The organism is Pseudomonas sp. P106(2024) (assembly GCF_057480815.1).
This window is the reverse complement of record NZ_JBLIYU010000004.1, coordinates 174,772-196,609: the sequence shown is the minus strand read 5'-3', so window position 1 is coordinate 196,609 and position 21,838 is coordinate 174,772. Positions and strand designations below refer to the sequence as shown.

Sequence of the window (21,838 nt, the reverse complement as noted above, 5' to 3'; positions counted from 1 at the left end):
GGCCAATCGCCAGGGCACTTTCACTTCAAGGCAGCGGGCACGTCGGCTGACTGGGTTCCCTTACCGAGACCGGCACACGTTTGTGACCGGCTTTCACCGGCCCATGGACATTCGTCGCCGTGTACTCGACGGTGGCCGAGCCGGTGCAGATTACGAACGCCCATCGACGCTCGATCTGGTAGGTGAGTTCGCCCTGGTCTTTGTGATGCTGTTCGATTCTGATGAGCGGGAGGTTTACTTCAGCATCCGGGATAGGGTTTCCAGGAGTAGGCTTCTGACTGTCGTCTGCACTGAGATGGATCACAATGGTGTCGCCCACCGCCACGTTGCCATAAAGCTCGATTTTCACCGGTAAATCTCGTTGCGCCTTCTCGATATCGATTGCGCCAAACCGATTGAGGTCAGTGAATTCAAGCTCCTTGAGCGCAGTGCCCCCTCCCGGCAGGTCTTCCCCGCGCAGTAGGTCCACAGGCTTGGATGGAGAATGCGCTGTGTTTTCCTCGCCACTCGCACCGAATACCCGGGTCACGGTATAGGCCATCTGCACCGTGCCACTGGGCTCGCTGGCCAGCACGGTCGGGGGAACTGGACGGTTGATGTCGACCTTGGCAGCTGCCTCGGCAGCGCTCACGGGAGCAAGCGCGTGGGAGGGCTGTGTGCCCCAGACCAGGTGGAGTTTATCGTCCTCCTCCAACAGATCAGTGCCGTCCACGGCGAGCCAGGGGATGGTCACTTGCGCACCTGCGGCGACATCCTCGGGCGTCAGCTCATCCACTTGCCCGGAGGCATCGCCGACAATGGTGGCCAATTCCAGATTGCCATGCTCTGGCAACTCCGGATCGGGATCGGGCCCACCCGGCAGCCGCAGGTCGACATTGACGCTCGCCGGGGGCGTCGCGTCGCCGATCTTGAAGCCGCCGCGCCACAATTCATAACTCACGGCCACGGCCCCTGTCTTCGGCCCTGCGCTGGTAAGCGGATACAGCAGGACCAGTTTCATCAATGGCTCTGGCGGCGGCGGCACCACGGTGACTTCATGTTCGTCCGAACGTTGGGCTCCCCAAAGCACGACGACCTTATCGCCGATACGAGCCCCGGTGACCCGGGGAACCACCAGGTTGATGCCTGCACGGGCATCTTTGTCGAGAATCAGCGGGTCGCCCGGCTGGTCAAATCCTGGCACTTCAGGCGTAGGGAGAACGACGGGGATATCCTGCAACAGCAACTGCAGGGTGTCATGAGGCACGGAAACGATCGAGAGATTCCCTGCCCGATCCTGCGACGTGTAGGTGAATGTGATCGGGGTATTGTCCTTGAGCTTCTGCACCTCGGCCAGCGGCAGTGCCACTGGCGTGGCGTCAATGCTGCTGGTGACGGTGAAGGGGCCGACCGTCACTGGAGTAGTGCCGTCGGTCATGGTCACCATGATCTGGTCACCCAGCTTCTGCTCCAGATAACCCCTGACATGGACCGTAAGCATGCCAGCGACAAAGTCCGTGATCAGGATGTGCTTCCTGGCCTCGATCTCCGAAGCAAACGATAGCCTCGCGAGTGTGCCGGGGTTGCCACCCGGCGCCAGTTTATCGATGCGGATGACTCGGTTGGGCCCTCTTTCGAATTCACCTGAAAACTCTGGTCGAACCGAGTAACCCACCTGGAAGGTACGATCCTGCCCATCCGCAATGTAATCCCAATACGAACTCGGCAGTTCCAGAGAGAACTCGTAATCAGGATCCGCCGCTTCCGCGGCCGTGATCGAATGCCAGGCCATGCCCACGCCTTCGAGTTCTTCGTCACCGTTTACATACAACGCGATGACCATACCTTCCTCGACTTCATCCCAGTTCGGCACCCTCACCCTCAACGGTTGGTCATGGCCCGCCACCGGCAAGAGTTCAGCAGGATCGTCGACGCCATCCTCAACCAGCCCCTCGACAATCAGTTCCTTGAAGTCCAACACTCCACCCTGTGGGAACAGCACTCTGGAGCGTTTACCCGCGGGCCGCAGCAACCGACCGCTGAGTTGTTTGGGTACAGGCTTGTTCATGGCCATTTTCCTAATCGGTTCTACAGGTACGCGGCCCCTGCACCCTCACGGATTCGGGGCAACGAGTTAGTCACGACACAAGGCACTAGCCAACCAGTGATGGGAACAGGAGCAAGGGAGGAAACGGCTGCCGTCGTCGTGCTAGTAGATGTAACAAACTCCCGCCCGTCCGACACCTGACAAAAATGCCAGGTTCAGACGGGTTCGGGGTCTGCCGAAAGGAACGCTGCAGGCGCGGGAAACAAACAAATTCAGAGGCAATGGCACCCGATCGAAGTCTCAGGTAACCACATTCATGCTCGGTTCAAGGGCGGGCATTGATCTGCTGTTGCAAGTTCTGGATTTGGCTCTGCAGGGTATTGATATTGCGGGTCGTCTGCCCACGGAAGGCATCGAACTCCTGCACCGAAGTGCCACCGCCCGCAGTGGCCGGGCGGTTATCTAACTGGCTCTTGAGCACCAGCACATCCTGCTCAAGGCTCTCGATGGCCGCGCTCGGATTGCCCTGCTTCTTCAGCGCCGCCACCTCATTGCTCAGGCTCTTGAGCTGACCATCCAGCTTGCCGCCATCCACCTGGCCCGACTTGAGCGCCGCCAGCTCGCCATTGACTGCCTTGAGCTGCGCCTGCAGTTGCCCTTGCAATTCGGTCACCGCCTTCTGCTGCTCGCGGGTATCGGCCAGCACCTGCTCCAAGCGCTTGCCCAGGTCACCCGCCTGTCCGGCGACGCCCTGCTGCTGCTTGCCCTGCTCGGCCAGCGAGGCCTGCAACTGACGGATCTGCAGCTTCAGCGCCTCGCTGCCGGAACTGCTGCTGGACTCGCTGGCATCGACCTTGCCGCTGATCGCCTGCAAACGCCCGGCCGCCTCCTCACTGATGCGGGCAAAGCTTTCCTGGGTCGCGACCAGTTGCTGCTCCATCAATGTGATCTGCTGGAAGCTCCACCAGCCAAGTCCGCCCAAGGCGATGAACGAGGCACCCAGCAAGGCCCACAGCGGGCCGTTGCTGTGCGGGCGCGCCGCCTTCTGGCGGCTGCGGGTGACGTGGGCAGGCAGCAATTCATCGTCATCAGGGGTGCCGGCACGCAGGGTGGGCACATCGTCAAAGTCGTCGTGGGCGTCGTTACGCATGGGTGCATTCAACCGCGGGTGGTAGCAAAGAGGCATGAGTATAAACCGCCTGGGCGGCGCACTGATGACCATCATCCCGCCCACAGGTTCAGCGTTGCCCCGTCTGCGCCTGCCACCAGGCACAGAATTCATCCAGCGCGGACCACACATCGGCCTGGGGTCGGTAGCCCAGGTACTGACGGGCACGGCTGATATCGAGGGTGAAATCTTTGCTCATCACCTGCACTGCCGTGCGGCTCAAGGTCGGCAGCGGGCGCCCGGGCCAAAGCATGCAAGCGGCCTCGTTGAGCGCCGCCAGGCCGTAGGCCAGGCTTGGGGAGCGGTAGCGGGTGACCTGCGGCAGTTGCATGCGGCGCATCACGTAGTTGACCACGTCCCATAGCGGCAACGGGTGGCCGTTGCTGATGTTGTAGGCCTGACCAAGGGCCTGTTCCTCGGCGAAAAGGGCACTGAGCAATGCCTCGTTGAGGTTGTGTACACTGGTGAAGTCGACCTTGTTCAGGCCATTGCCGACGATCGCCACGCGCCCCTTGGCCTGCATTCGCATCAGTCGTGGGAAAATGCTCGCATCGCCGGCACCGGTGACGAAACGCGGGCGCAGCGCCAGCACTTCCAAGCCGAACTCCTGGGCGCCGAACACTTTCTGCTCGGCCAGGTGCTTGGTCAGCGCGTAATGGTCATGGAAGCGGCGCGGTACCTGGTCCTCGCGGATGTCGAGGCGCGAACGTCCAGTGAAGTAGATCGACGGCGACGACAGGTGCACCAGGCGCCGCACATGCTCCTTGATGCACCCCTCGACCACGTTCTCGGTAAGTACCACGTTGCCCTGGTGAAAATCCTGATAGCGGCCCCAAGTGCCCACCGCGCCGGCGCAATGCACCACTGCGTCGACGCCCTGGCACAGGCGCCGGGCCAGCTCGGCATCGCCCAGGTCGCCCGGGATGAACTGCGCCCCGCGCTTGACCAGGTGCTCCACGCCCTCCGCCCGCCGGCCATTGATCCGCACCTCCAGGCCCTGCTCCAAGGCGAAGCGCGCAAAGCGCCCGCCGATGAAGCCGCTCGCGCCGGTGACCAGAATTCGCATGTAAGACTCCGCCTTGCCAGATTTCGGATGCAACTGACGCCTGATATGCCTACAAGGGCACCAGCCAATGCCGCGCCGAATGGCGCAGGTGGTCGGTCAGCTGGACGAGCAACTGCCCGCCGTTGCGCCAATGATGCCAGTACAGCGGTACGTCGATGGGGGTATTGGCGCAGATTTCCACCAGTTCGCCACGGGCCAGCTGTTCGGCTACCTGCCGCTCCGGCACCAGCCCCCAGCCCAGGCCAGCCTCGGTCATGCGCAGGAAACCTTCGGAGGACGGGCAAAGGTGGTGCAGGAATCCTTCCTGCACGCCCAACGACGCCAGATAGCGATGCTGGAGGAAATCGTCCGGCCCGAACACGATCGCCGGAGCACGGGCCAACCGCTCGACCGCAAAACCTTGGGGAAAGTAGCGCGCCATGAACGCGGGGCTGGCCAGCGCACGATAACGCATCGACCCCAGCGGCAGGCTGCGCGCGCCGGCAACGGGACGTTCGCTGCCACACAGGCAGGCCGCGACCTCGCCGGCGCGCATGCGCTTGAGGCCGACCTCCTGGTCTTCGACCACCAGGTCAAGCAGCACCTGCTGCTGCGCGCAGAAAGCCCCCACCGCACCGGCCCACCAGGTCGCCAGGCTGTCGGCGTTGAGGGCGATGCGCAGGCGCTCGGGCATGCCCTCCTCGTCCAACGCCGGCACCTGGCGCTGCAAGTCGCGCTCAAGCAGGCGCACCTGCTGCACATGGTTGAGCAACTGCCGGCCGACCTCGGTCGGGCTCGGTGGCGTGGCGCGCACCAGCACCGGCTGGCCGACCCGCGCCTCGAGCAGCTTGATGCGTTGCGAGATGGCCGACTGCGAAAGCCCCAGCACCTGGGCGGCGCGCTCGAAACCGCCTTGTTCGATCACCGCAGCAAGGGCGGCGAGCAACTTGTAGTCGAACATCGATTTCTCTAATGACTGATCAGCTCTATTTGTTTTTCTTATACCGCCGCAACCGCCACAATGGCCACATCTTTCTTGTTGATCCGCGCCGATGTCCGCATCGGTGGCCGTGGAGTGTCCCCGCTATGTGGCAAAGCTATCTCAACGGCATGCTGGTGGCCTTTGGCCTGATCATGGCCATCGGCGCCCAGAACGCCTTCGTCCTGGCGCAGAGCCTGCGCCGTGAGCATCACCTGCCGGTGGCGGTGCTGTGCGTGGTCTGTGACGCGCTGCTGGTCGCCGCCGGGGTGTTCGGACTGGCCACGGTACTGGCGCACAACCCTACTCTGCTGGCCGTGGCGCGCTGGGGCGGCGCGGTGTTCCTGATCTGGTACGGCACCAAGGCCCTGCGCAGCGCGTTTTCCAAACAGAGCCTGCAGCACCGGGAAGGCCAGGGCGTGCGCTCGCGCCGCGCGGTGCTGCTGAGCGCGCTGGCGGTGACCCTGCTCAATCCCCACGTATATCTGGACACCGTGCTGCTTATCGGCTCCCTCGGCGCCCAGCAGACCGTGCCCGGCGCCTACGTGGCCGGCGCCGCCAGTGCCTCGCTGGTGTGGTTCTCGACCCTGGCGATCGGCGCCGCCTGGCTGGCGCCGTGGCTGGCACGCCCTGCGACCTGGCGGATGCTCGACCTGATGGTGGCGGTGATGATGTTCGCGGTGGCGGCGCAGCTCATCTTCAACTGAACCGCTTACCTGTAATTGATGGACTCGCCCCGCAATCCCTGTCTGCTACCGATGTGTACGGACTTGAGACATCGCTGACACACGTGCGGGGACAAATCTGCTCATTATCTGGTCACTGCTGCAAAGTGATCAGGTGTACCAACGCAAACCGAAAAATCGTGCGGAGGCTGCCAGGAGCAGCTGATCAACCGAGCAATGCCAGCCGGGCGCTGAGCGCTCCTACCCCTGCTAGTGTGCTGTCTCGGCAATAAGCTGTTCAATTTTGGCGGCGTCTTGGGCGCCCGGCCGGCGTTGCCACGCCTCGCCATAGCCCTGCCATGACTCGTCGCAGCGCCTTGCCCGAACATCCAAGCCACTTGCCATATGTTCAAAAGCAGCTAGACATTGTGGGCCGCGAAAGGGCCGCGTAGCGGCCCCAGGATTTCAGCGGATAGGCAAAGATCGCCGGAGCCGCCTTGCGGCCCCGATTTCGCAGGCGCTTGTGTTACGCCACAGTCTCCTGCACCACACGGATCACCCGCTGCGGAAACGGAATGTCGATGCCTTCGGCCTTGAGACGGTCGCGGGCATGCTCGTTGAGCATGAACATCACGTCCCAGTAGTCGGCCGTCTTGGTCCAGATACGCAGCGACACGGTGATCGAGCTGTCACCCAGGGTCGAGATCACCGCCTGCGGCGCTGGATCCTGCAGCACGCGCGGATCCTGGGCCAGCTCCAGCAGTACATTGCGCGCCTTCTGCAGGTCGGCGTCGTAGTCCACGCCCACGTCGAACACCACCTTACGGGTCGGCTGGCGGTTGGTGTTGGTAATGATGCCGTTGGACAGGCTGCCGTTGGGCATGATCACGGTCTTGTTGTCGCCAGTGCGCAGCACGGTGTGGAAGATCTGGATGCTGTCCACGGTGCCCGCGACACCTTGCGCCTCGATCCAGTCACCGATGCGAAACGGGCGGAACATCAGGATCAGCACGCCGCCGGCGAAGTTCGCAAGGCTGCCCTGCAGGGCCAGACCGATGGCCAGGCCCGCGGCACCGATGGCGGCGACGAACGAGGTGGTCTCGATGCCGATCATCGAGGCCACGCTGACCATCAGCAGCACCTTCAGCACGATGTTGGCCAGGGTGCTGATGAAGCCTTGCAGCGCCGCGTCGGCGCGCAGGCCGACCAGCTTGCCCAGGCGGGCGCTGACCTTGTTGATGATCCACCAGCCGATGGCCAGGGTCAGCAGCGCCAGCAACAGGCGGCTGCCGTACTCCATGATCAAGGGGAGCCAGGTTTGCGATTGACGGACCAGCTGATCGACTTCAGCGTTCAAATCCATGTTTATCTCCTGATGCCGAACGGCAAGTACACGATGAGGCGGGCAACGCAAAGCAAGCGGCCCGGACCCCGATGGACATCACTGCGCCATCAAGGTTCCGGGCCGCCGCGGATCAGTCGCGGAAGTTGTTGAACTGCAGCGGCATGTCGAATTCCTTGGTGCGCAGCAGGGCGATGGCTTCCTGCAGGTCGTCACGCTTCTTGCCGGTCACGCGCACCTGCTCGCCCTGGATGGCAGCCTGGACCTTGAGCTTGCCGTCCTTGATGGTGGCGACGATCTTCTTGGCCAGGTCCTTGTCGATGCCTTCGCGGAACTTGGCTTCCTGCTTCTTTTCCTTACCGGATGCGTAGGGATCCTTGGTTTCCAGGCATTTGACGTCGATCTTGCGCTTGACCAGCGCCAGGCGCAGGATTTCCAGCATCGCCTCGAGCTGGAACTCCTCCTCGGCGGTCAGCAGCACGGTCTGTTCCTTGTCCTTGAACTCGAAGGTGCCCTTGCCCTTGAGGTCGTAACGGCGGTCGAGGTCCTTGATGGCGTTGTCGACGGCGTTCTGCACTTCGTGCTTGTCCAGTTCCGATACCACGTCGAACGAAGGCATGGATGATCTCCAGAAAAAAAGCGCGCTCGGCTTGAAGATGGAGCGCGTCGGGTTTGATGGTTAAAATGCGGGCTCATTATAACGGGTTGCGAAACGCAGATGAGCAGCACCTGGCATATTCTCGGCGCCGGTAGCCTCGGCAGCCTCTGGGCCTGTCGCCTGGCCCGCGCCGGCAAGGCGGTCCGCCTGATCCTGCGCGATAAGCAGCGCCTGTCCAGTTACCAGGGCGCAGGCAAGCTGACGCTGTTCGAACAGGACAAGACCCAGCACTACGCGATCCCCGCGGAAACCTTCGATGCCCAAGGGCCGATTCATCGCCTGTTGGTGGCCTGCAAGGCCTACGATGCCGCGCCAGCCGTGGCGCGCCTGGCCGCGAGACTGGCCAACGGCGCCGAACTGGTGCTGTTGCAGAACGGCCTGGGCAGCCAGGACGAAGTCGCCGACCAGGTGCCCCACGCCCGCTGCATCTTCGCCTCCAGCACCGAGGGCGCGTTCCGCGAGGCCGACTGGCAGGTGCGCTTCGCCGGCCACGGTTTCAACTGGCTGGGTGATCCGACCAACCCCAACGTCCCGTCCTGGTTCGCAGACCTGGATGACGCCGGCATCCCGGCCCAGTGGTCGCTCGACATCCCCACCCGCCTGTGGCGCAAACTGGCCCTCAACTGCGCGATCAACCCGCTCACCGTGCTGCACGACTGCCAGAACGGTGGCCTGCTCGGCCACCTGGCCGAAGTCGACCAGCTGTGTGACGAACTGGCCGACCTGCTGCGCCGTTGCGGCCAGCCCGAGGCCGCCCACGACCTGCATGAGGAAGTGCAGCGGGTGATTCTCGCCACCGCGGCCAACTACTCTTCCATGTACCAGGATGTCCGCCATGGCCGACGCACCGAGGTCCACTACCTGCTCGGCCACGCCTGCCGTACCGCCAACCGCCATGACCTGGCGGTACCGGCCCTGGAACGGCTGCAGCGGCGCCTGGTCGATAACTTGCAGGCGCGCGGACTGCGTAGCGACTGACGGCATTCATCCACAGGACAGGACACCTCCTCACCCATGACCCTGCGTCAACGCCTGGAAAACCTCCCGGTCGGGCAGAAATTGCTGGCGGCCCTGCTGGTGCTGCTGGTGACCATCCTGTTGGTGGCCAACCTCGCCTTCATCAGCGCCGCCTATTGGATCACCCAGGAAAGCATGGCGCCCCAGGCCCTGCAGACCATCGGCAAGCTGGTCTCCAACCCGCAGATGTCCGCGCGCGCCGGCGATTCGGCAGAGAACGCCACGGCGCTGCTCAAGGAGCTCGACAGCTATTCGCCGCTACGCGCCGCCGCGATCTATGGCGGTGACGGGCAGATGCTGGCCCAGCTGCAGCACGGCGACCCGCTAACCCTGCCCAAGCGCTACCGCAACATCGACGGCTGGCGCCTCATGGAGTTTCGCAGCACCCAGCTGATCCGCCTGCCGCGCAGCGCCGCCCCACCCGCGCATCTGCTGCTGGTGGCCAGCAGCGAGCTGCCCACCGCGTTCTACACCGGCACGCTATCGGCCAGCCTGGCCATCCTGGTGTTCAGCATACTGCTGTGGCTGGTCATCGCCCGGCAGATCAAGCGCCTGATCACCCTGCCGATCAATCGCCTCGAAGAGCTGACCCGCCAGGTTACCCGCGAGGAGAGCTACGCCCTGCGCGCCCAGCGCGGCAACGACGACGAGATCGGCAGCCTGGCGGAGGCGTTCAACACCATGCTCTCGCGCATCGAGGCCCGCGAGCAGCAGCTCAAGCGCACCCGCGACGAGTTCCAGGACGCCTACGACCAGGCCCAGGGTCTGGCCGAGGAAACCCGCCACACCAACCGCAAGCTGGAGCTGGAAGTCCAGGTGCGCAGCAAGATCGAGAAGAAGCTCACGGGCTTTCAGAACTACCTGAACAGCATCATCGACTCCATGCCCTCGGCACTGATCGCCCTCGACGAGCAGCTCTACGTCACCCAGTGGAACCACGAGGCCACGGTGCTCTCCGGCACGCCGCTGGACGAGGCGCTGAACCAGCCGGTGTTCCTCGCCTTCGAGCCGCTCAAGCCCTTCCTGCCGCAGCTCAAGGAGAGCGTGGAGAAGTACCGGGTGGCCAAGATCGAGCGGGTTACCTGGCCAAAGGGCGAGGACCTGCGCCACTACGCCCTGACCTTCTACCCACTGATGGGCGGCGCCGGACGCGGCGTGGTGATCCGCATCGACGACATCACCCAGCGCCTGTCCCTGGAAGAAATGATGGTGCAGTCGGAAAAGATGCTCTCGGTCGGCGGCCTGGCCGCAGGCATGGCCCACGAGATCAATAACCCACTGGGCGCGATCCTGCACAATGTGCAGAACATCCGCCGACGCCTGTCGCCAGACCTGCCGCGCAACCAGGAGCAGGCCGGCGAACTGGGCATCGACCTGACGGCCGTCAACCGTTACCTGGAGAGCCGCGAAGTGCCGCAACTGCTCGACGGCATCCAGCAGGCCGGCGCCCGGGCGGCCAAGATCGTCACCCACATGCTCAGCTTCAGCCGCCGCAGCAACCGCCAGCTGGCGCCTTGCGAGTTGCCGGCGCTGATCGACCAGGCCGTGGAGATCGCCGGCAACGACTTCGACTTGGCCATCGGATTCGACTTCAAGGGCCAGGCCATCGTCCGCCAGTTCGACCCGCAACTGGGCCCGGTGCCCTGCACCGCCAACGAACTGGAACAAGTGCTGCTCAACCTGCTGAAGAATGCCGCCCAGGCCATCCACCAGCGCCCACAGCCCAGCGAGCCGGGGCGTATCACCCTGCGCACGCGGCTCAACCCGCCGTGGGCGGAGATCCAGGTCGAAGACAATGGCATCGGCATGCCCGAGACGGTGCGCAAGCGCACCTTCGAGCCGTTCTTCACCACCAAGGAAATCGGCCAGGGCACCGGCCTGGGCCTGTCGGTGTCGTACTTCATCATCACCAACAACCACAAAGGGCAGATGGAGGTGCAGTCCACTCCCGGCCAGGGCACCTGCTTCACTCTGCGCCTACCTCTGAACCCGGCCCAGCCGACCACCACCAAGACGGAGACATGACATGGGCTACCGCCTGTCGAAGATCTACACCCGCACCGGCGACAAAGGCGAAACCGGCCTGGGCGACGGACGCCGGGTGCCCAAGGACCATCCGCGGATTGAGGCGATCGGCGAGGTAGACAGCCTCAACAGCCAGTTGGGCGTGCTGCTGGCCGGGCTGGCCGAGGCCGGTCTTGGCGAGCTGATCGAGGTACTGGCGCCTTGTCAGCACCGTTTGTTCGATCTGGGTGGGGAACTGGCAATGCCCAGCTACCAGGCGTTGAACATTGCCGAGGTGGAGCGCCTGGAGGCGGCCATCGACCGCTGGAACGAAGAGTTGGGGCCGCTGAAAAACTTCATCCTGCCTGGGGGCTCGATGCTGGTGGCCCAGGCCCATGTCTGCCGCAGTGCGGCGCGGGCGGCGGAACGGCGTTGCCAGCAACTGAATGCGCTGGAACCGCTGGAGGGGGTGGGGCTGGCCTATATCAACCGGGTATCGGACCTGTTGTTCGTCGCGGCCCGGATCATTGGGCGGCGACAGGGTGTGGAGGAGGTGTTGTGGCAGCCTGCGCCTAAACCTGGAGCCTGAGATTGCTGGGGCTGCACAGCAGCCCCAATTACTCAGACCTCAGGCCAAAACGCCCGGATCCCCGCCACACCCTGCGCCCCAACCTCCCTGGCCCGCTCCCGTTCACCCGGCCCGACCCCGCCCAGCAGAAACACCGGATGGCTGATCCCGCCGATCAGCCGCTGCGCCTCGTCCCACCCCAGCGGCACCGCCTCGGGATGGGTCTGGGTCGCCTGCACCGGCGACAAGGTGACAAAGTCCACCCCCATCTGCTCGGCCAGCGCCAGTTCCTCGGCACTGTGGCAGGACGCCGCCAGCCAGCGCTCCTTCGGGAAGGGGCGGCCCTTGGCGGCGTACTTGCGAAGCTGCGCGGCGGTCAGGTGCCAGCCGGCCGACGGGAAGTCGCCCAGCCACTCCAGCGGCCCCTTGAGCATCAATTGGGCCTTGCCCGCGCACAGGCCGACCGCATCCACCGCTACATCGCGGTACTTGGGGTCGTACATGTCCGGCGCGCGCAGCTGGATCAGCCTGATGCCGCTGGCCACGGCCTTCTGGATGCCCTTGAGCAGCTCTGGCACTTCCAGACCGTCAGGGGTGATCAGATACTGGTCGGGCAGGCGCGCCGCGGCGACGATCGGCTTGTTGGCCTCGGGGAACTCATACTGACCAAGGTCACGCGGCGCCACCCAGGCCAGGGGCTGGCCTTCGGCGCCGTGGGGCTCACCAGTAAAGGCGTGCACTTCACGCACATCCAGCAGCACCTGCTTGTCCGGATAGTCGTGGCTGACCTTGATCAACGGCCGCGAAGCCGCGACCTCGATCCCCAGCTCCTCGCGCAGCTCGCGGGCCAGCGCCGCCTCGACGCCCTCGCCCTCCTCCAGCTTGCCGCCGGGGAACTCCCACAGGCCGCCCTGGTGCTGGGTATCGGCGCGGCGGGCGATCAGGATCCGCCCGTCGGCACCACGAATGACCGCTGCGACTACATGAATCCGTTTCACCCTTCACGCTCCGCCAGGCCAGCTTTTTGCCAGGCTTGGAAGGCTGGCCATTGATAAATGGTCTCGATGTAGGCAGCCGCTTCGGCCGGCACCGCGACACGGTAGGTGCGCAAGCGCACGGCCACAGGGGCGAAGAAGGCGTCGGCCAAGCTCGGGCGGCCGAACAGGAACGGGCCGTTTTCCTTGGCCACCAAGCGGCATTCGCTCCACAGGGCGACGATGCGGTCGATATCGACCTGCACGTCCAACGGCATCTCGGCCAGTGCTTCGTCACGGGACAGGTCGAATGGCATGGCACCGCGCAGGGCGAAGAAGCCGCTGTGCATCTGCGCGCAGGCCGAACGGGCCTGGGCGCGGGCGGCAACGTCCTCGGGCCACAGGCGGGCCTCGGGGTGGCGTTCGTTGAGGTATTCGGCGATGGCCAGGGAGTCGGCGATGACGCCATGCTCGCTTTGCAGCAACGGCACCTTGGCGGTGGCCGAGAAGGCCAGCAGGCGCTGGCGGGTGTCAGGCTGGTTGAGCTTGACCAGGGTTTCTTCGTAGGGGACGCCGGCCAGCTCGAGGGCCAGGGCGCCGCGCAGCGACCAGGAGGAATACAGCTTGTCGCCGATGATCAGGTGATAGCTCATGGTTCGGCTCCATGTTGCGGACAGTATGCAGTAATCGCGGGGCAAGCCCGCTCCCACGACAGTCTGCGTGGGACCGGGCTTGCCCCGTGATGGATCAGGTGCGGTATTCGGCGTTGATCTTCACGTACTCGTGGGACAGGTCGGTGGTCCAGATTGTTTCGCTGCACTGGCCACGGCCCAGTTCGATGCGGATGGTGATTTCCTCCTGGGCCATCACCTTGGCGCCCTGGTCCTCGGTGTAGCTCGGGCTGCGCCCGCCCTGGCTGGCGATGCAGACGCTGTCCAGGTACACATCGATCAGGCTCACATCCAGCGCCGGCACGCCGGCACGACCGACCGCGGCGAGGATACGGCCCCAGTTGGGATCGGAGGCGAACAGCGCGGTCTTGATCAGCGGCGAGTGGGCCACGGCGTAGCCGACGTCCAGGCACTCCTGGTGATTGCCACCGCCGTTGACCTGCACGGTGACAAACTTGGTAGCGCCTTCGCCGTCGCGGACAATGGCCTGGGCCACCTCCATGCACACCTCGAACACCGCCTTCTTCAGCGCCTCGAACAGTGCGCCGCTGGCCTCGGTCACTTCCGGCACATCGGCCTTGCCGGTGGCGATCAGCATGCAGCAGTCATTGGTCGAGGTGTCGCCGTCGATGGTGATGCGGTTGAACGACTTGTTGGCACCGTCGAGTATCAGGTCCTTGAGCACCGCCGGGGCGACCTTGGCGTCGGTGGCGATGTAGCCGAGCATGGTGGCCATGTTAGGACGGATCATGCCCGCGCCCTTGCTGATGCCGGTGACGGTGATGGTCTTGCCGTCGTACTGGAACTGGCGGCTGGCGCCCTTGGGCAGGGTGTCGGTGGTCATGATGCCAGTGGCGGCTTCGGCCCAGTGGTTTTCCGACAGGTTGTCCAAGGCGGCCTGCAGCGCGCCTTCGATCTTCTCCACTGGCAGCGGCTCGCCGATCACGCCGGTGGAAAACGGCAGCACGGACTCAGCAGGAACACCGGCAAGCTCCGCCAGCTTGGCGCAGGTGCGCTCGGCGGCGGCCAGGCCCGGTGCGCCGGTGCCGGCGTTGGCGTTGCCGGTGTTGGTCAGCAGGTAACGCACGGTACCCTGCACACGCTGCTTGGAAAGGATCACCGGGGCCGCGCAAAAGGCGTTGAGGGTGAACACGCCGGCGACGCTGGAGCCTTCGGCGCAGCGCATCACCACCACATCCTTGCGCCCTGGGCGCTTGATGCCCGCCGAGGCGATACCGAGTTCGAAACCGGGAACCGGGTGCAGGGTGGGCAGGGGACCAAGACCAACAGCCATTAGAGCGCTCCTATGGAAAACAAGGGATGTGACGACGTCGGCCGATCTTAATGTCGGCCGGTTACCAGAGGGAAGAGCGGGGGCCGCTTCGCAGCCCATCGCGACACAAGGCCGCTCCTACAGAGACTGCGCTGCTCTTTAGCCGAGCGCAGTACCTGTGGGAGCGGCCTTGTGTCGCGAAAGGGCCGCAACGCGGCCCCTCGGATGTCACGCAGGATCGATTACTCGATCTGACCATGGCAATGCTTGAATTTCTTGCCCGAACCACACCAGCACGGCTCGTTGCGGCCCAGCTTCATGTCGTTGCGAACCGGCGCGGAGGCCACGGCGACTTCGGCGCCCTCCTCGGCCAGCTGCTCGCCTTCCAGGCCCGGCGCGGCGGCATGCTGGAACTGCATGCGGCTGGCCAGTTCCTCGGCCTCGCGGCGCAGGCGCGCCTCTTCCTCGGCCGGATCTTCGCGGCGTACCTGGACGTGCGAGAGCACGCGGATGGTGTCGCGCTTGATCGACTCCAGCAGCTCCTGGAACAAGGTGAACGACTCGCGCTTGTACTCCTGCTTCGGGTTCTTCTGCGCATAGCCGCGCAGGTGGATACCGTGGCGCAGGTGGTCCATGGTCGACAGGTGGTCTTTCCACAGGTCGTCCAGCACGCGCAGCAGGATCTGCTTCTCGAAGGTGCGCAGGGCGTCGATGCCGGCCTGGTCTTCCTTCTCGTTGTAGGCGTCGGTGATTTCCTTGATCAGCCGCTCGCGCAGGGTCTCCTCGTAGAGGTGATCGTCCTCGTCGAGCCACTGCTGGATCGGCAGCTTGATGGCGAAATCGCTGGCCAGCGAAGCTTCCAGGCCGGCCACGTCCCACTGCTCGGGCAGCGATTGCGGCGGAATATGCTGGCTGATGGTGGCATCGAGCACTTCCTGGCGGAACTCGGCGATAGTGTCACCGATGTTCTCGGCGGCCAGCAGGCTGTTGCGCATGTGGTAGATCACCTTGCGCTGCTCGTTGGCCACGTCGTCGTATTCGAGCAGCTGCTTGCGGATGTCGAAGTTGCGGCCTTCGACCTTGCGCTGCGCCTTCTCGATGGCGTTGGTCACCATGCGGTGCTCGATGGCCTCACCGGACTGCATGCCCAGCGCCTTCATGAAGTTCTTCACCCGGTCGGAGGCGAAGATGCGCATCAGGCTGTCTTCCAGCGACAGGTAGAAACGGCTGGAGCCGGCGTCGCCCTGACGGCCGGCACGGCCACGCAGCTGGTTGTCGATACGGCGCGACTCGTGGCGCTCAGAGGCGATCACGTGCAGGCCACCGGCTTCCAGCACCTGCTGGTGACGCTTCTGCCAGTCGGCCTTGATCTGGGCGATCTGTTCGGCGGTCGGGTTGTCCAGGGCGGCCACCTCGGCCTCCCAGTTGCCGCCCAACAGGATGTCGGTACCACGGCCGGCCATGTTGGTGGCGATGGTCAGTGCACCCGGAGCACCGGCTTGCGCGATGATCTCTGCTTCTTTTTCGTGGTACTTGGCGTTCAGGACCTTGTGGTCGATACCTTCCTTCTTGAGCAGGTTGGACATGTGCTCGGAGGTTTCGATGGTCGCGGTACCGACCAGGACCGGACGGCCGTGGGCCATGCTTTCCTTGATGTCGGCGATGATCGCGGCGTACTTCTCGTCGGCGGTCAGGTACACCAGGTCGTTGAAGTCCTTGCGGGCCAACGGCTTGTTCGGTGGGATGACCATCACGTTGAGGTTGTAGATCTGGGCGAACTCGAATGCCTCGGTGTCGGCGGTACCGGTCATGCCGGACAGCTTGGTGTAGAGGCGGAAGTAGTTCTGGAAGGTGGTCGAGGCCAGGGTCTGGCTCTCGGCCTGGATGTTCAGGTTTTCCTTGGCCTCGATGGCCTGGTGCAGGCCTTCGGACAGGCGGCGGCCCGGCATGGTGCGGCCGGTGTGCTCGTCGATCAGGAGGATCTGGCCTTCCTGGACGATGTACTCGACGTTGCGGTGGAACAGCTTATGCGCGCGCAGGCCGGCGTAGACGTGGGTCAGCAGGCTCAGGTTGTGCGCCGAGTACAGGCTCTCGCCCTCGGCCAGCAGGCCGGACTGGGTCAGCATGTCCTCGATGAACTGGTGGCCGGCCTCGTTCAGTTCGACCTGACGGCTCTTCTCGTCGATGGTGTAGTGGCCCTCTTGGGTCACCTGGCCTTCAACTTCCTCGATGTGCTGAGTCAGGCGCGGGATCAGGCGGTTGATCTCGATGTACAGCTTGGAGCTGTCCTCGGCCTGGCCGGAGATGATCAACGGGGTGCGCGCTTCGTCGATGAGGATCGAGTCAACTTCGTCGATCACGGCGAAGTTCAGCTCACGCTGGAACTTCTCGTCCTGGCTGAACGCCATGTTGTCGCGCAGGTAGTCGAAACCGAATTCGTTGTTGGTGCCGTAGGTGATGTCGGCGGCATAGGCGGCGCGCTTTTCTTCCGGCGGCTGGAAGGCCGAGACGATGCCGACGTTGAGGCCGAGGAATTCGTACAGCGGACGCATCCAGTTGGCGTCGCGGCGAGCCAGGTAGTCGTTGACGGTGACCACGTGCACGCCCTTGCCGGACAGCGCGTTGAGGTACACAGCCAGGGTACCGACCAAGGTCTTGCCTTCACCGGTGCGCATTTCTGCGATCATGCCTTCGTGCAAGGTCATGCCGCCGATCAGCTGGACATCGAAGTGACGCATGCCCATTACGCGCTTGCCGGCCTCGCGGGCCACGGCGAAGGCTTCGGGCAGCAACTGGTCGAGCGTCTCGCCTTTGGCCAGGCGTTCCTTGAACTCTGCGGTCTTGCCCCGCAGTTGCTCGTCGGAGAGGGCCACCATCTTCTCTTCGAAGGCATTGACGGTGCTCACCGTCTTGAGCATGCGTTTGATTTCACGCTCGTTCTTGCTTCCAAAAAGTTTTTTTAACAAAGGCGCAAACATATCGGCAGGATCTTCCACACGTAGGGATGGAGGGCGGCCCCGTGAGTCGCCCGTGCAGCCCTGAGGCCGCATGCGAACGAGCATTCTACCCGGAAACGATGGTGAGGAAAGTGGTGGATTTCCACGATGCTGGCACAGCGCTTTTAGGGGGCCTGACTAACATAGGGGCTTTTTGCGCAAGTTCAAGGTGCGTGAAGATGAAACGTATCGCGAATGACTTGCATCAAGATCCGGCGACCGCTCGCCACACGCTGGCGTGGGAGCGGGCTTTCCCCGCGATGAATGCCCAACTGGTAGACTGTTGATCCTGTATCCCTCTGCAGACCTCCATGGCCTACAAACCCACCCCTGCCCGCCCCCCCGCCGACCTGTTGCGCAAGGCCCGGCCCCTGCGCCTGCTGCTCAACCAAGCCGAACGCCTGGAGCACCTGCAGCGCCTGCTGGAAAGCCAGCTGCAACCGGCCGCCCGCGAGCACTGCCACGTGGCCTCCTGGAAGGAAGGGACATTGTTGCTGGTGGTGACCGACGGCCATTGGGCCACCCGTCTGCGCTACCAGCAAAAGCGCCTGCAACGCCAGCTGCAAGCCATGGAAGCGTTCGCCAACCTGAGCCGCATCCAGTTCAAGGTACAACCGCCGCTGGTGGTGGCAAAACATGAAGGTCACGGGCCTGAGCTTTCGGAATCTGCCGCAGACAGCATCCGCGGCTCGGCCGAAGGCATCAGCGACCCGAAGCTGCGCGCGGCGCTGGAGCGTCTGGCGGCACACGCGCAGGACAAAGCCTGATACACGTCCCCGCGATAGCGTGAGCGGACGTATCGAGAGTCATGCCCGCTTCTGGGCTCCATCTTTGACACCCCAATAAAAAAGGCCACCCGAAGGTGGCCTTAATCACTAGAGAGAGTGTTCGAACTTACACGGCCGCAACAGGGCGCATGTACGAGATCGGTGCCGTGCTGGCATCTTCGAAGGTGACCACTTCCCAAGCGTCGGTTTCAGCGATCAGCTTGCGCAACAGCTGGTTGTTCAGCGCGTGCCCGGACTTGTAGCCCTTGAACTCGCCGATCAGGCTGTTGCCCAGCAGATAAAGGTCGCCGATGGCGTCGAGGATCTTGTGCTTGACGAATTCGTCATCGGAACGAAGGCCGTCTTCGTTAAGCACGCCGGTCTCGTCGACCACGATGGCGTTCTCCACACTGCCACCCAGCGCAAGGTTGTGTTTGCGCAGGTACTCGATGTCACGCATGAAGCCGAACGTGCGGGCACGGCTGACTTCCTTGACGAACGAGGTGCTGGAGAAGTCGACGACCGCGCTCTGGGTCTGGCCCTTGAGGACCGGGTGATCGAAGTCGATCTCGAAGCTCACCTTGAACCCGTCGAAAGGCAGGAAAGTGGCGCGCTTGTCGCCCTCCTCCACTGTCACTTCGCGCAGGATGCGGATGAACTTCTTGGCTGCGTCCTGTTCTTCCAGGCCGGCCGATTGGATCAGGAATACGAAGGGTCCGGCGCTGCCATCCATGATCGGCACTTCCGAGGCGGAGAGCTCGACGTAGGCGTTATCGATGCCCAGGCCCGCCATGGCGGAGAGCAGATGCTCGACCGTATCGACTTTGACGTCACCGTTGACCAGCGTCGTCGACATGGTGGTCTCGCCGACGTTGGCCGCGCGCGCCGGGATTTCGACCACAGGGTCGAGGTCGGCGCGACGGAAGACGATGCCGGTGTCGACAGGCGCAGGCTTGAGGGTCAGGTAGACCTTCTCCCCGGAGTGCAGGCCGACACCTGTGGCACGGATGGTATTCTTCAGGGTGCGTTGTCTAATCATGGCATTGGCCGCTTCAGCGCAAATTGCGAACAGGTATCAACAAAGGCTGGGGATGATAACAGACCCGGCCTTTGCTGAACACCAATCACCCTAATACCCCTGATAAATTCCATCAATCGGCCTGACGACGCAGGAACGCCGGGATATCCAGGTAGTCCAGATCATCCTGTGGGTTGAGTTTAGCGGCCGCCGCGGCACCCGCGTGGGCCTGGTTGCGCATCACGGTCGGACGCTCCAGGTCACGGTAGTTGACCGCCGACTGCTCCTGGCGAACCGGGGCCGGATTGGAGGCCTCGTACGCCTGCTGGGCGGTCTGCAGGGTGTTGTCGACCACCTTGACCGGCTTCTCGATGCGCGCGCCCAGGCCGGTGGCCACCACGGTCACGTGCAGTTCGTCGCGCATATCCGGGTCGATCACGGTGCCGACCTTGACCATCGCGTGGTCGGAGGCGAAGGCCTCGATGATGCTACCCACGTCGGAGTACTCGCCCAGCGACAGGTCGGGACCGGCGGTGATGTTCACCAGAATGCCGCGGGCGCCCTGCAGGTTGACGTCCTCGAGCAGCGGGTTGCGAATCGCCGCCTCGGTGGCTTCGCGCGCACGGTTCGGGCCGCTGGCGCAACCGGTACCCATCATCGCCATGCCCATCTCGCCCATCACGGTGCGCACGTCGGCGAAGTCGACGTTGATCATGCCCGGACGCTTGATGATGTCGGAAATACCGCGAACGGCACCGGCCAGCACGTCGTCGGCCTTGGCGAAGGCGGACAAGAGGCTTGCATCCTTGCCCAGGATGGTCAGCAGCTTCTCGTTGGGGATGGTGATCAGCGAGTCGACGCTCTCAGCCAGCATGCGGATGCCTTCGTCGGCGATCTGCATGCGCTTGCGGCCCTCGAACGGGAACGGACGGGTCACCACCGCAACGGTGAGGATGCCCATTTCCTTGGCCACTTCGGCGATGATCGGCGCCGCGCCGGTACCGGTACCACCCCCCATGCCGGTGGTGATGAACACCATGTTGGTGCCTTGCAGCACTTCGGCGATGCGCTCACGGTCTTCCAGCGCGGCCTGACGGCCGACCTCCGGATTGGCGCCGGCACCCAGGCCCTTGGTCACACCCGTGCCCAGTTGCAGGATGGTGCGCGCGCCGATGTTCTTCAGCGCTTGGGCATCGGTGTTGGCGCAGATGAACTCGACGCCTTCGATGTTGCTTTTGACCATGTGGTTGACGGCGTTGCCGCCACCACCGCCAACGCCGATCACCTTGATGACCGGACTTTGCGGGACGTTGTCTACGAGCTCGAACATTTTCCCTCTCCTTACAGTTCTCTAGTTGTCGCGCCTACCACTACTGCTTTGAAACTTAGAAGTTGCTCTGGACCCAACGCTTGAGTCGTTCAAGCACAGGGCCCTTCGGTTCATCGCCATAGCTGTTGTTGCTGCTGTTGCTGTTGCTGATACCGGTCAGGGACGGGTCCTCGGACTGCTTCTGCAGGCCATAGGTGAGCAGGCCCACGCCGGTGGAATAGATCGGGTTGCGCACCACGTCGCTCAGGCCCCGAACGCTGTGCGGCACGCCCAGGCGTACCGGCATGTGGAAGATTTCCTCGGCCAGTTCCACGGCGCCTTCCATCTTCGCGGTGCCGCCGGTGAGGACGATGCCGGCTGGCACCAGGTCCTCGAAGCCGCTGCGACGCAGTTCGGCCTGGATCAGGGTGAACAGCTCGTCGTAACGCGGCTCCACCACTTCGGCCAGGGCCTGGCGCGACAGCTCGCGCGGCGGGCGGTCGCCGACGCTCGGCACCTTGATGGTCTCGCCAGCGCCGGCCAGCTTGGCCAGGGCGCAGGCGTAGCGGATCTTGATTTCCTCGGCGTACTGCGTGGGGGTGCGCAGGGCCATGGCGATGTCGTTGGTGACCTGGTCGCCCGCGATCGGGATCACCGCGGTGTGACGGATCGCGCCTTCAGTGAAGATGGCGATGTCGGTGGTGCCGCCGCCGATATCCACCAGGCACACGCCCAGTTCTTTTTCGTCGTCGGTCAGCACCGAGTAGGCCGAGGCCAACTGCTCGAGGATGATGTCGTCGATTTCCAGCCCGCAGCGGCGCACGCACTTCTCGATGTTCTGCGCCGCGTTGACCGCGCAGGTGACCACATGGACCTTGGCTTCCAGGCGCACGCCCGACATGCCCAGGGGCTCGCGCACGCCTTCCTGGTTGTCGATCACATAGTCCTGCGGCAGGGTGTGCAGCACCCGCTGGTCGGCCGGAATGGCCACGGCCTGGGCGGCGTCGAGCACGCGCTCGAGGTCGGCGGTGCTGACTTCGCGGTCGCGGATGGCGACGATGCCGTGGGAGTTCAGGCTGCGGATGTGGTTGCCGGCCACGCCGACGAACGCCGAGTGGATGCGGCAGCCGGCCATCAGCTGGGCCTCTTCGACGGCGCGCTGGATCGACTGCACGGTCGATTCGATGTTCACCACCACGCCCTTCTTCAGACCGCGGGACGGATGGGTGCCGATCCCGACGATCTCCAGGGTGCCGTCCTCGCCGACCTCACCCACCAGCGCCACCACCTTGGAAGTGCCGATGTCCAGCCCGACGATCATTTTGCCGCTATGCGCGTTTGCCATGGTCCTGCCTCTC

At 64.0% G+C, this 21,838-nt stretch carries 18 protein-coding genes; 5 read left to right on the top strand and 13 right to left on the bottom strand.

What is annotated here, in order from left to right:
* Nucleotides 1-25: 25 nt before the first annotated feature.
* From AC25M7_RS09355 to AC25M7_RS09340, 4 genes are all read right to left on the bottom strand, one after another.
* Nucleotides 26-2,047 carry a hypothetical protein gene (locus AC25M7_RS09355; RefSeq protein WP_486970963.1) on the bottom strand — a complete coding sequence of 674 codons (2,022 nt, stop codon included), beginning with the start codon at nucleotides 2,045-2,047 and terminating at the stop codon, nucleotides 26-28.
* Nucleotides 2,048-2,351: 304 nt separating this feature from the next.
* Nucleotides 2,352-3,176 (bottom strand): hypothetical protein, encoded by an 825-nt coding sequence (locus tag AC25M7_RS09350; protein WP_062364078.1) that lies wholly within the window; start codon nucleotides 3,174-3,176, stop codon nucleotides 2,352-2,354.
* Nucleotides 3,177-3,264: 88 nt separating this feature from the next.
* Nucleotides 3,265-4,260: an NAD-dependent epimerase/dehydratase family protein gene (locus AC25M7_RS09345; protein ID WP_028689721.1), complete on the bottom strand. Its 996-nt coding sequence runs from the start codon at nucleotides 4,258-4,260 to the stop codon at nucleotides 3,265-3,267.
* A gap of 49 nt (nucleotides 4,261-4,309) precedes the next feature.
* Entirely contained in the window at nucleotides 4,310-5,200 is an 891-nt protein-coding gene (locus AC25M7_RS09340; RefSeq protein ID WP_028689722.1) for a LysR family transcriptional regulator ArgP, read from the bottom strand.
* Between the two features lie 125 nt (nucleotides 5,201-5,325).
* Here AC25M7_RS09340 and AC25M7_RS09335 point away from each other — a divergent pair, with 125 nt between their 5' ends.
* Nucleotides 5,326-5,925 carry a LysE/ArgO family amino acid transporter gene (locus AC25M7_RS09335; RefSeq protein WP_028689723.1) on the top strand — a complete coding sequence of 200 codons (600 nt, stop codon included), beginning with the start codon at nucleotides 5,326-5,328 and terminating at the stop codon, nucleotides 5,923-5,925.
* A gap of 484 nt (nucleotides 5,926-6,409) precedes the next feature.
* Here AC25M7_RS09335 and AC25M7_RS09330 read toward each other — a convergent pair whose 3' ends face one another.
* Nucleotides 6,410-7,246 (bottom strand): mechanosensitive ion channel family protein, encoded by an 837-nt coding sequence (locus AC25M7_RS09330; protein WP_028689724.1) that lies wholly within the window; start codon nucleotides 7,244-7,246, stop codon nucleotides 6,410-6,412.
* 112 nt (nucleotides 7,247-7,358) lie between these two features.
* Nucleotides 7,359-7,844: a YajQ family cyclic di-GMP-binding protein gene (locus AC25M7_RS09325; protein ID WP_011535522.1), complete on the bottom strand. Its 486-nt coding sequence runs from the start codon at nucleotides 7,842-7,844 to the stop codon at nucleotides 7,359-7,361.
* Nucleotides 7,845-7,943: 99 nt separating this feature from the next.
* On the opposite strand from AC25M7_RS09325, the gene AC25M7_RS09320 reads away from it, so the two are divergent.
* Genes AC25M7_RS09320 through AC25M7_RS09310 form a run of 3 tightly spaced genes read left to right on the top strand, consistent with a single transcriptional unit; the run spans nucleotide 7,944 to nucleotide 11,493 of the window.
* A complete protein-coding gene (locus AC25M7_RS09320) occupies nucleotides 7,944-8,861 on the top strand; it encodes a putative 2-dehydropantoate 2-reductase (RefSeq protein WP_236247934.1) in 918 nt (305 codons plus the stop codon).
* Between the two features lie 36 nt (nucleotides 8,862-8,897).
* Entirely contained in the window at nucleotides 8,898-10,925 is a 2,028-nt protein-coding gene (locus AC25M7_RS09315) for a sensor histidine kinase (RefSeq protein ID WP_028689726.1), read from the top strand.
* A 1-nt stretch (nucleotide 10,926) separates the two neighbouring features.
* Nucleotides 10,927-11,493, top strand: coding sequence for a cob(I)yrinic acid a,c-diamide adenosyltransferase (locus AC25M7_RS09310; RefSeq protein WP_182322108.1), 567 nt, complete (start codon nucleotides 10,927-10,929; stop codon nucleotides 11,491-11,493).
* Between the two features lie 32 nt (nucleotides 11,494-11,525).
* Here the strand turns inward: AC25M7_RS09310 and AC25M7_RS09305 are convergent, their stop codons facing one another.
* The 4 genes from AC25M7_RS09305 to secA form a co-directional block, all read right to left on the bottom strand.
* On the bottom strand, nucleotides 11,526-12,470 hold the full coding sequence (locus AC25M7_RS09305; protein ID WP_088851481.1) for a Nudix family hydrolase: 945 nt from the start codon (nucleotides 12,468-12,470) through the stop codon (nucleotides 11,526-11,528).
* Nucleotides 12,467-13,099, bottom strand: coding sequence for a glutathione S-transferase family protein (locus AC25M7_RS09300; RefSeq protein WP_028689729.1), 633 nt, complete (start codon nucleotides 13,097-13,099; stop codon nucleotides 12,467-12,469). Before AC25M7_RS09300 ends, AC25M7_RS09305 begins: the two co-directional genes overlap by 4 nt.
* A gap of 94 nt (nucleotides 13,100-13,193) precedes the next feature.
* Nucleotides 13,194-14,411: a bifunctional glutamate N-acetyltransferase/amino-acid acetyltransferase ArgJ gene (argJ, locus tag AC25M7_RS09295; protein WP_028689730.1), complete on the bottom strand. Its 1,218-nt coding sequence runs from the start codon at nucleotides 14,409-14,411 to the stop codon at nucleotides 13,194-13,196.
* A gap of 221 nt (nucleotides 14,412-14,632) precedes the next feature.
* Nucleotides 14,633-17,368, bottom strand: coding sequence for a preprotein translocase subunit SecA (gene secA, locus AC25M7_RS09290; RefSeq protein ID WP_028689731.1), 2,736 nt, complete (start codon nucleotides 17,366-17,368; stop codon nucleotides 14,633-14,635).
* 329 nt (nucleotides 17,369-17,697) lie between these two features.
* Here secA and AC25M7_RS09285 point away from each other — a divergent pair, with 329 nt between their 5' ends.
* A complete protein-coding gene (locus tag AC25M7_RS09285) occupies nucleotides 17,698-18,153 on the top strand; it encodes a DUF721 domain-containing protein (RefSeq protein ID WP_247284074.1) in 456 nt (151 codons plus the stop codon).
* Between the two features lie 127 nt (nucleotides 18,154-18,280).
* Here AC25M7_RS09285 and lpxC read toward each other — a convergent pair whose 3' ends face one another.
* From lpxC to ftsA, 3 genes are all read right to left on the bottom strand, one after another.
* Complete coding sequence (lpxC, locus tag AC25M7_RS09280; protein ID WP_028689733.1) at nucleotides 18,281-19,192, bottom strand: UDP-3-O-acyl-N-acetylglucosamine deacetylase; 912 nt, start codon at nucleotides 19,190-19,192, stop codon at nucleotides 18,281-18,283.
* 112 nt (nucleotides 19,193-19,304) lie between these two features.
* A complete protein-coding gene (gene ftsZ, locus AC25M7_RS09275; protein ID WP_028689734.1) occupies nucleotides 19,305-20,501 on the bottom strand; it encodes a cell division protein FtsZ in 1,197 nt (398 codons plus the stop codon).
* Nucleotides 20,502-20,556: 55 nt separating this feature from the next.
* A complete protein-coding gene (gene ftsA, locus AC25M7_RS09270; protein WP_028689735.1) occupies nucleotides 20,557-21,825 on the bottom strand; it encodes a cell division protein FtsA in 1,269 nt (422 codons plus the stop codon).
* Between the last annotated feature and the right edge of the window lie 13 nt (nucleotides 21,826-21,838).

Bases quoted from the DNA above. Each gene is read 5' to 3' on its own strand.
- AC25M7_RS09355 (WP_486970963.1), bottom strand. From the start codon at position 2,047: ATGAACAAGCCTGTACCCAAACAACTCAGCGGTCGGTTGCTGCGGCCC.
- AC25M7_RS09350 (WP_062364078.1), bottom strand. From the start codon at position 3,176: ATGCGTAACGACGCCCACGACGACTTTGACGATGTGCCCACCCTGCGT.
- AC25M7_RS09345 (WP_028689721.1), bottom strand. From the start codon at position 4,260: ATGCGAATTCTGGTCACCGGCGCGAGCGGCTTCATCGGCGGGCGCTTT.
- AC25M7_RS09340 (WP_028689722.1), bottom strand. From the start codon at position 5,200: ATGTTCGACTACAAGTTGCTCGCCGCCCTTGCTGCGGTGATCGAACAA.
- AC25M7_RS09335 (WP_028689723.1), top strand. From the start codon at position 5,326: ATGTGGCAAAGCTATCTCAACGGCATGCTGGTGGCCTTTGGCCTGATC.
- AC25M7_RS09330 (WP_028689724.1), bottom strand. From the start codon at position 7,246: ATGGATTTGAACGCTGAAGTCGATCAGCTGGTCCGTCAATCGCAAACC.
- AC25M7_RS09325 (WP_011535522.1), bottom strand. From the start codon at position 7,844: ATGCCTTCGTTCGACGTGGTATCGGAACTGGACAAGCACGAAGTGCAG.
- AC25M7_RS09320 (WP_236247934.1), top strand. From the start codon at position 7,944: ATGAGCAGCACCTGGCATATTCTCGGCGCCGGTAGCCTCGGCAGCCTC.
- AC25M7_RS09315 (WP_028689726.1), top strand. From the start codon at position 8,898: ATGACCCTGCGTCAACGCCTGGAAAACCTCCCGGTCGGGCAGAAATTG.
- AC25M7_RS09310 (WP_182322108.1), top strand. From the start codon at position 10,927: ATGGGCTACCGCCTGTCGAAGATCTACACCCGCACCGGCGACAAAGGC.
- AC25M7_RS09300 (WP_028689729.1), bottom strand. From the start codon at position 13,099: ATGAGCTATCACCTGATCATCGGCGACAAGCTGTATTCCTCCTGGTCG.
- argJ (WP_028689730.1), bottom strand. From the start codon at position 14,411: ATGGCTGTTGGTCTTGGTCCCCTGCCCACCCTGCACCCGGTTCCCGGT.
- secA (WP_028689731.1), bottom strand. From the start codon at position 17,368: ATGTTTGCGCCTTTGTTAAAAAAACTTTTTGGAAGCAAGAACGAGCGT.
- AC25M7_RS09285 (WP_247284074.1), top strand. From the start codon at position 17,698: ATGGCCTACAAACCCACCCCTGCCCGCCCCCCCGCCGACCTGTTGCGC.
- lpxC (WP_028689733.1), bottom strand. From the start codon at position 19,192: ATGATTAGACAACGCACCCTGAAGAATACCATCCGTGCCACAGGTGTC.
- ftsZ (WP_028689734.1), bottom strand. From the start codon at position 20,501: ATGTTCGAGCTCGTAGACAACGTCCCGCAAAGTCCGGTCATCAAGGTG.
- ftsA (WP_028689735.1), bottom strand. From the start codon at position 21,825: ATGGCAAACGCGCATAGCGGCAAAATGATCGTCGGGCTGGACATCGGC.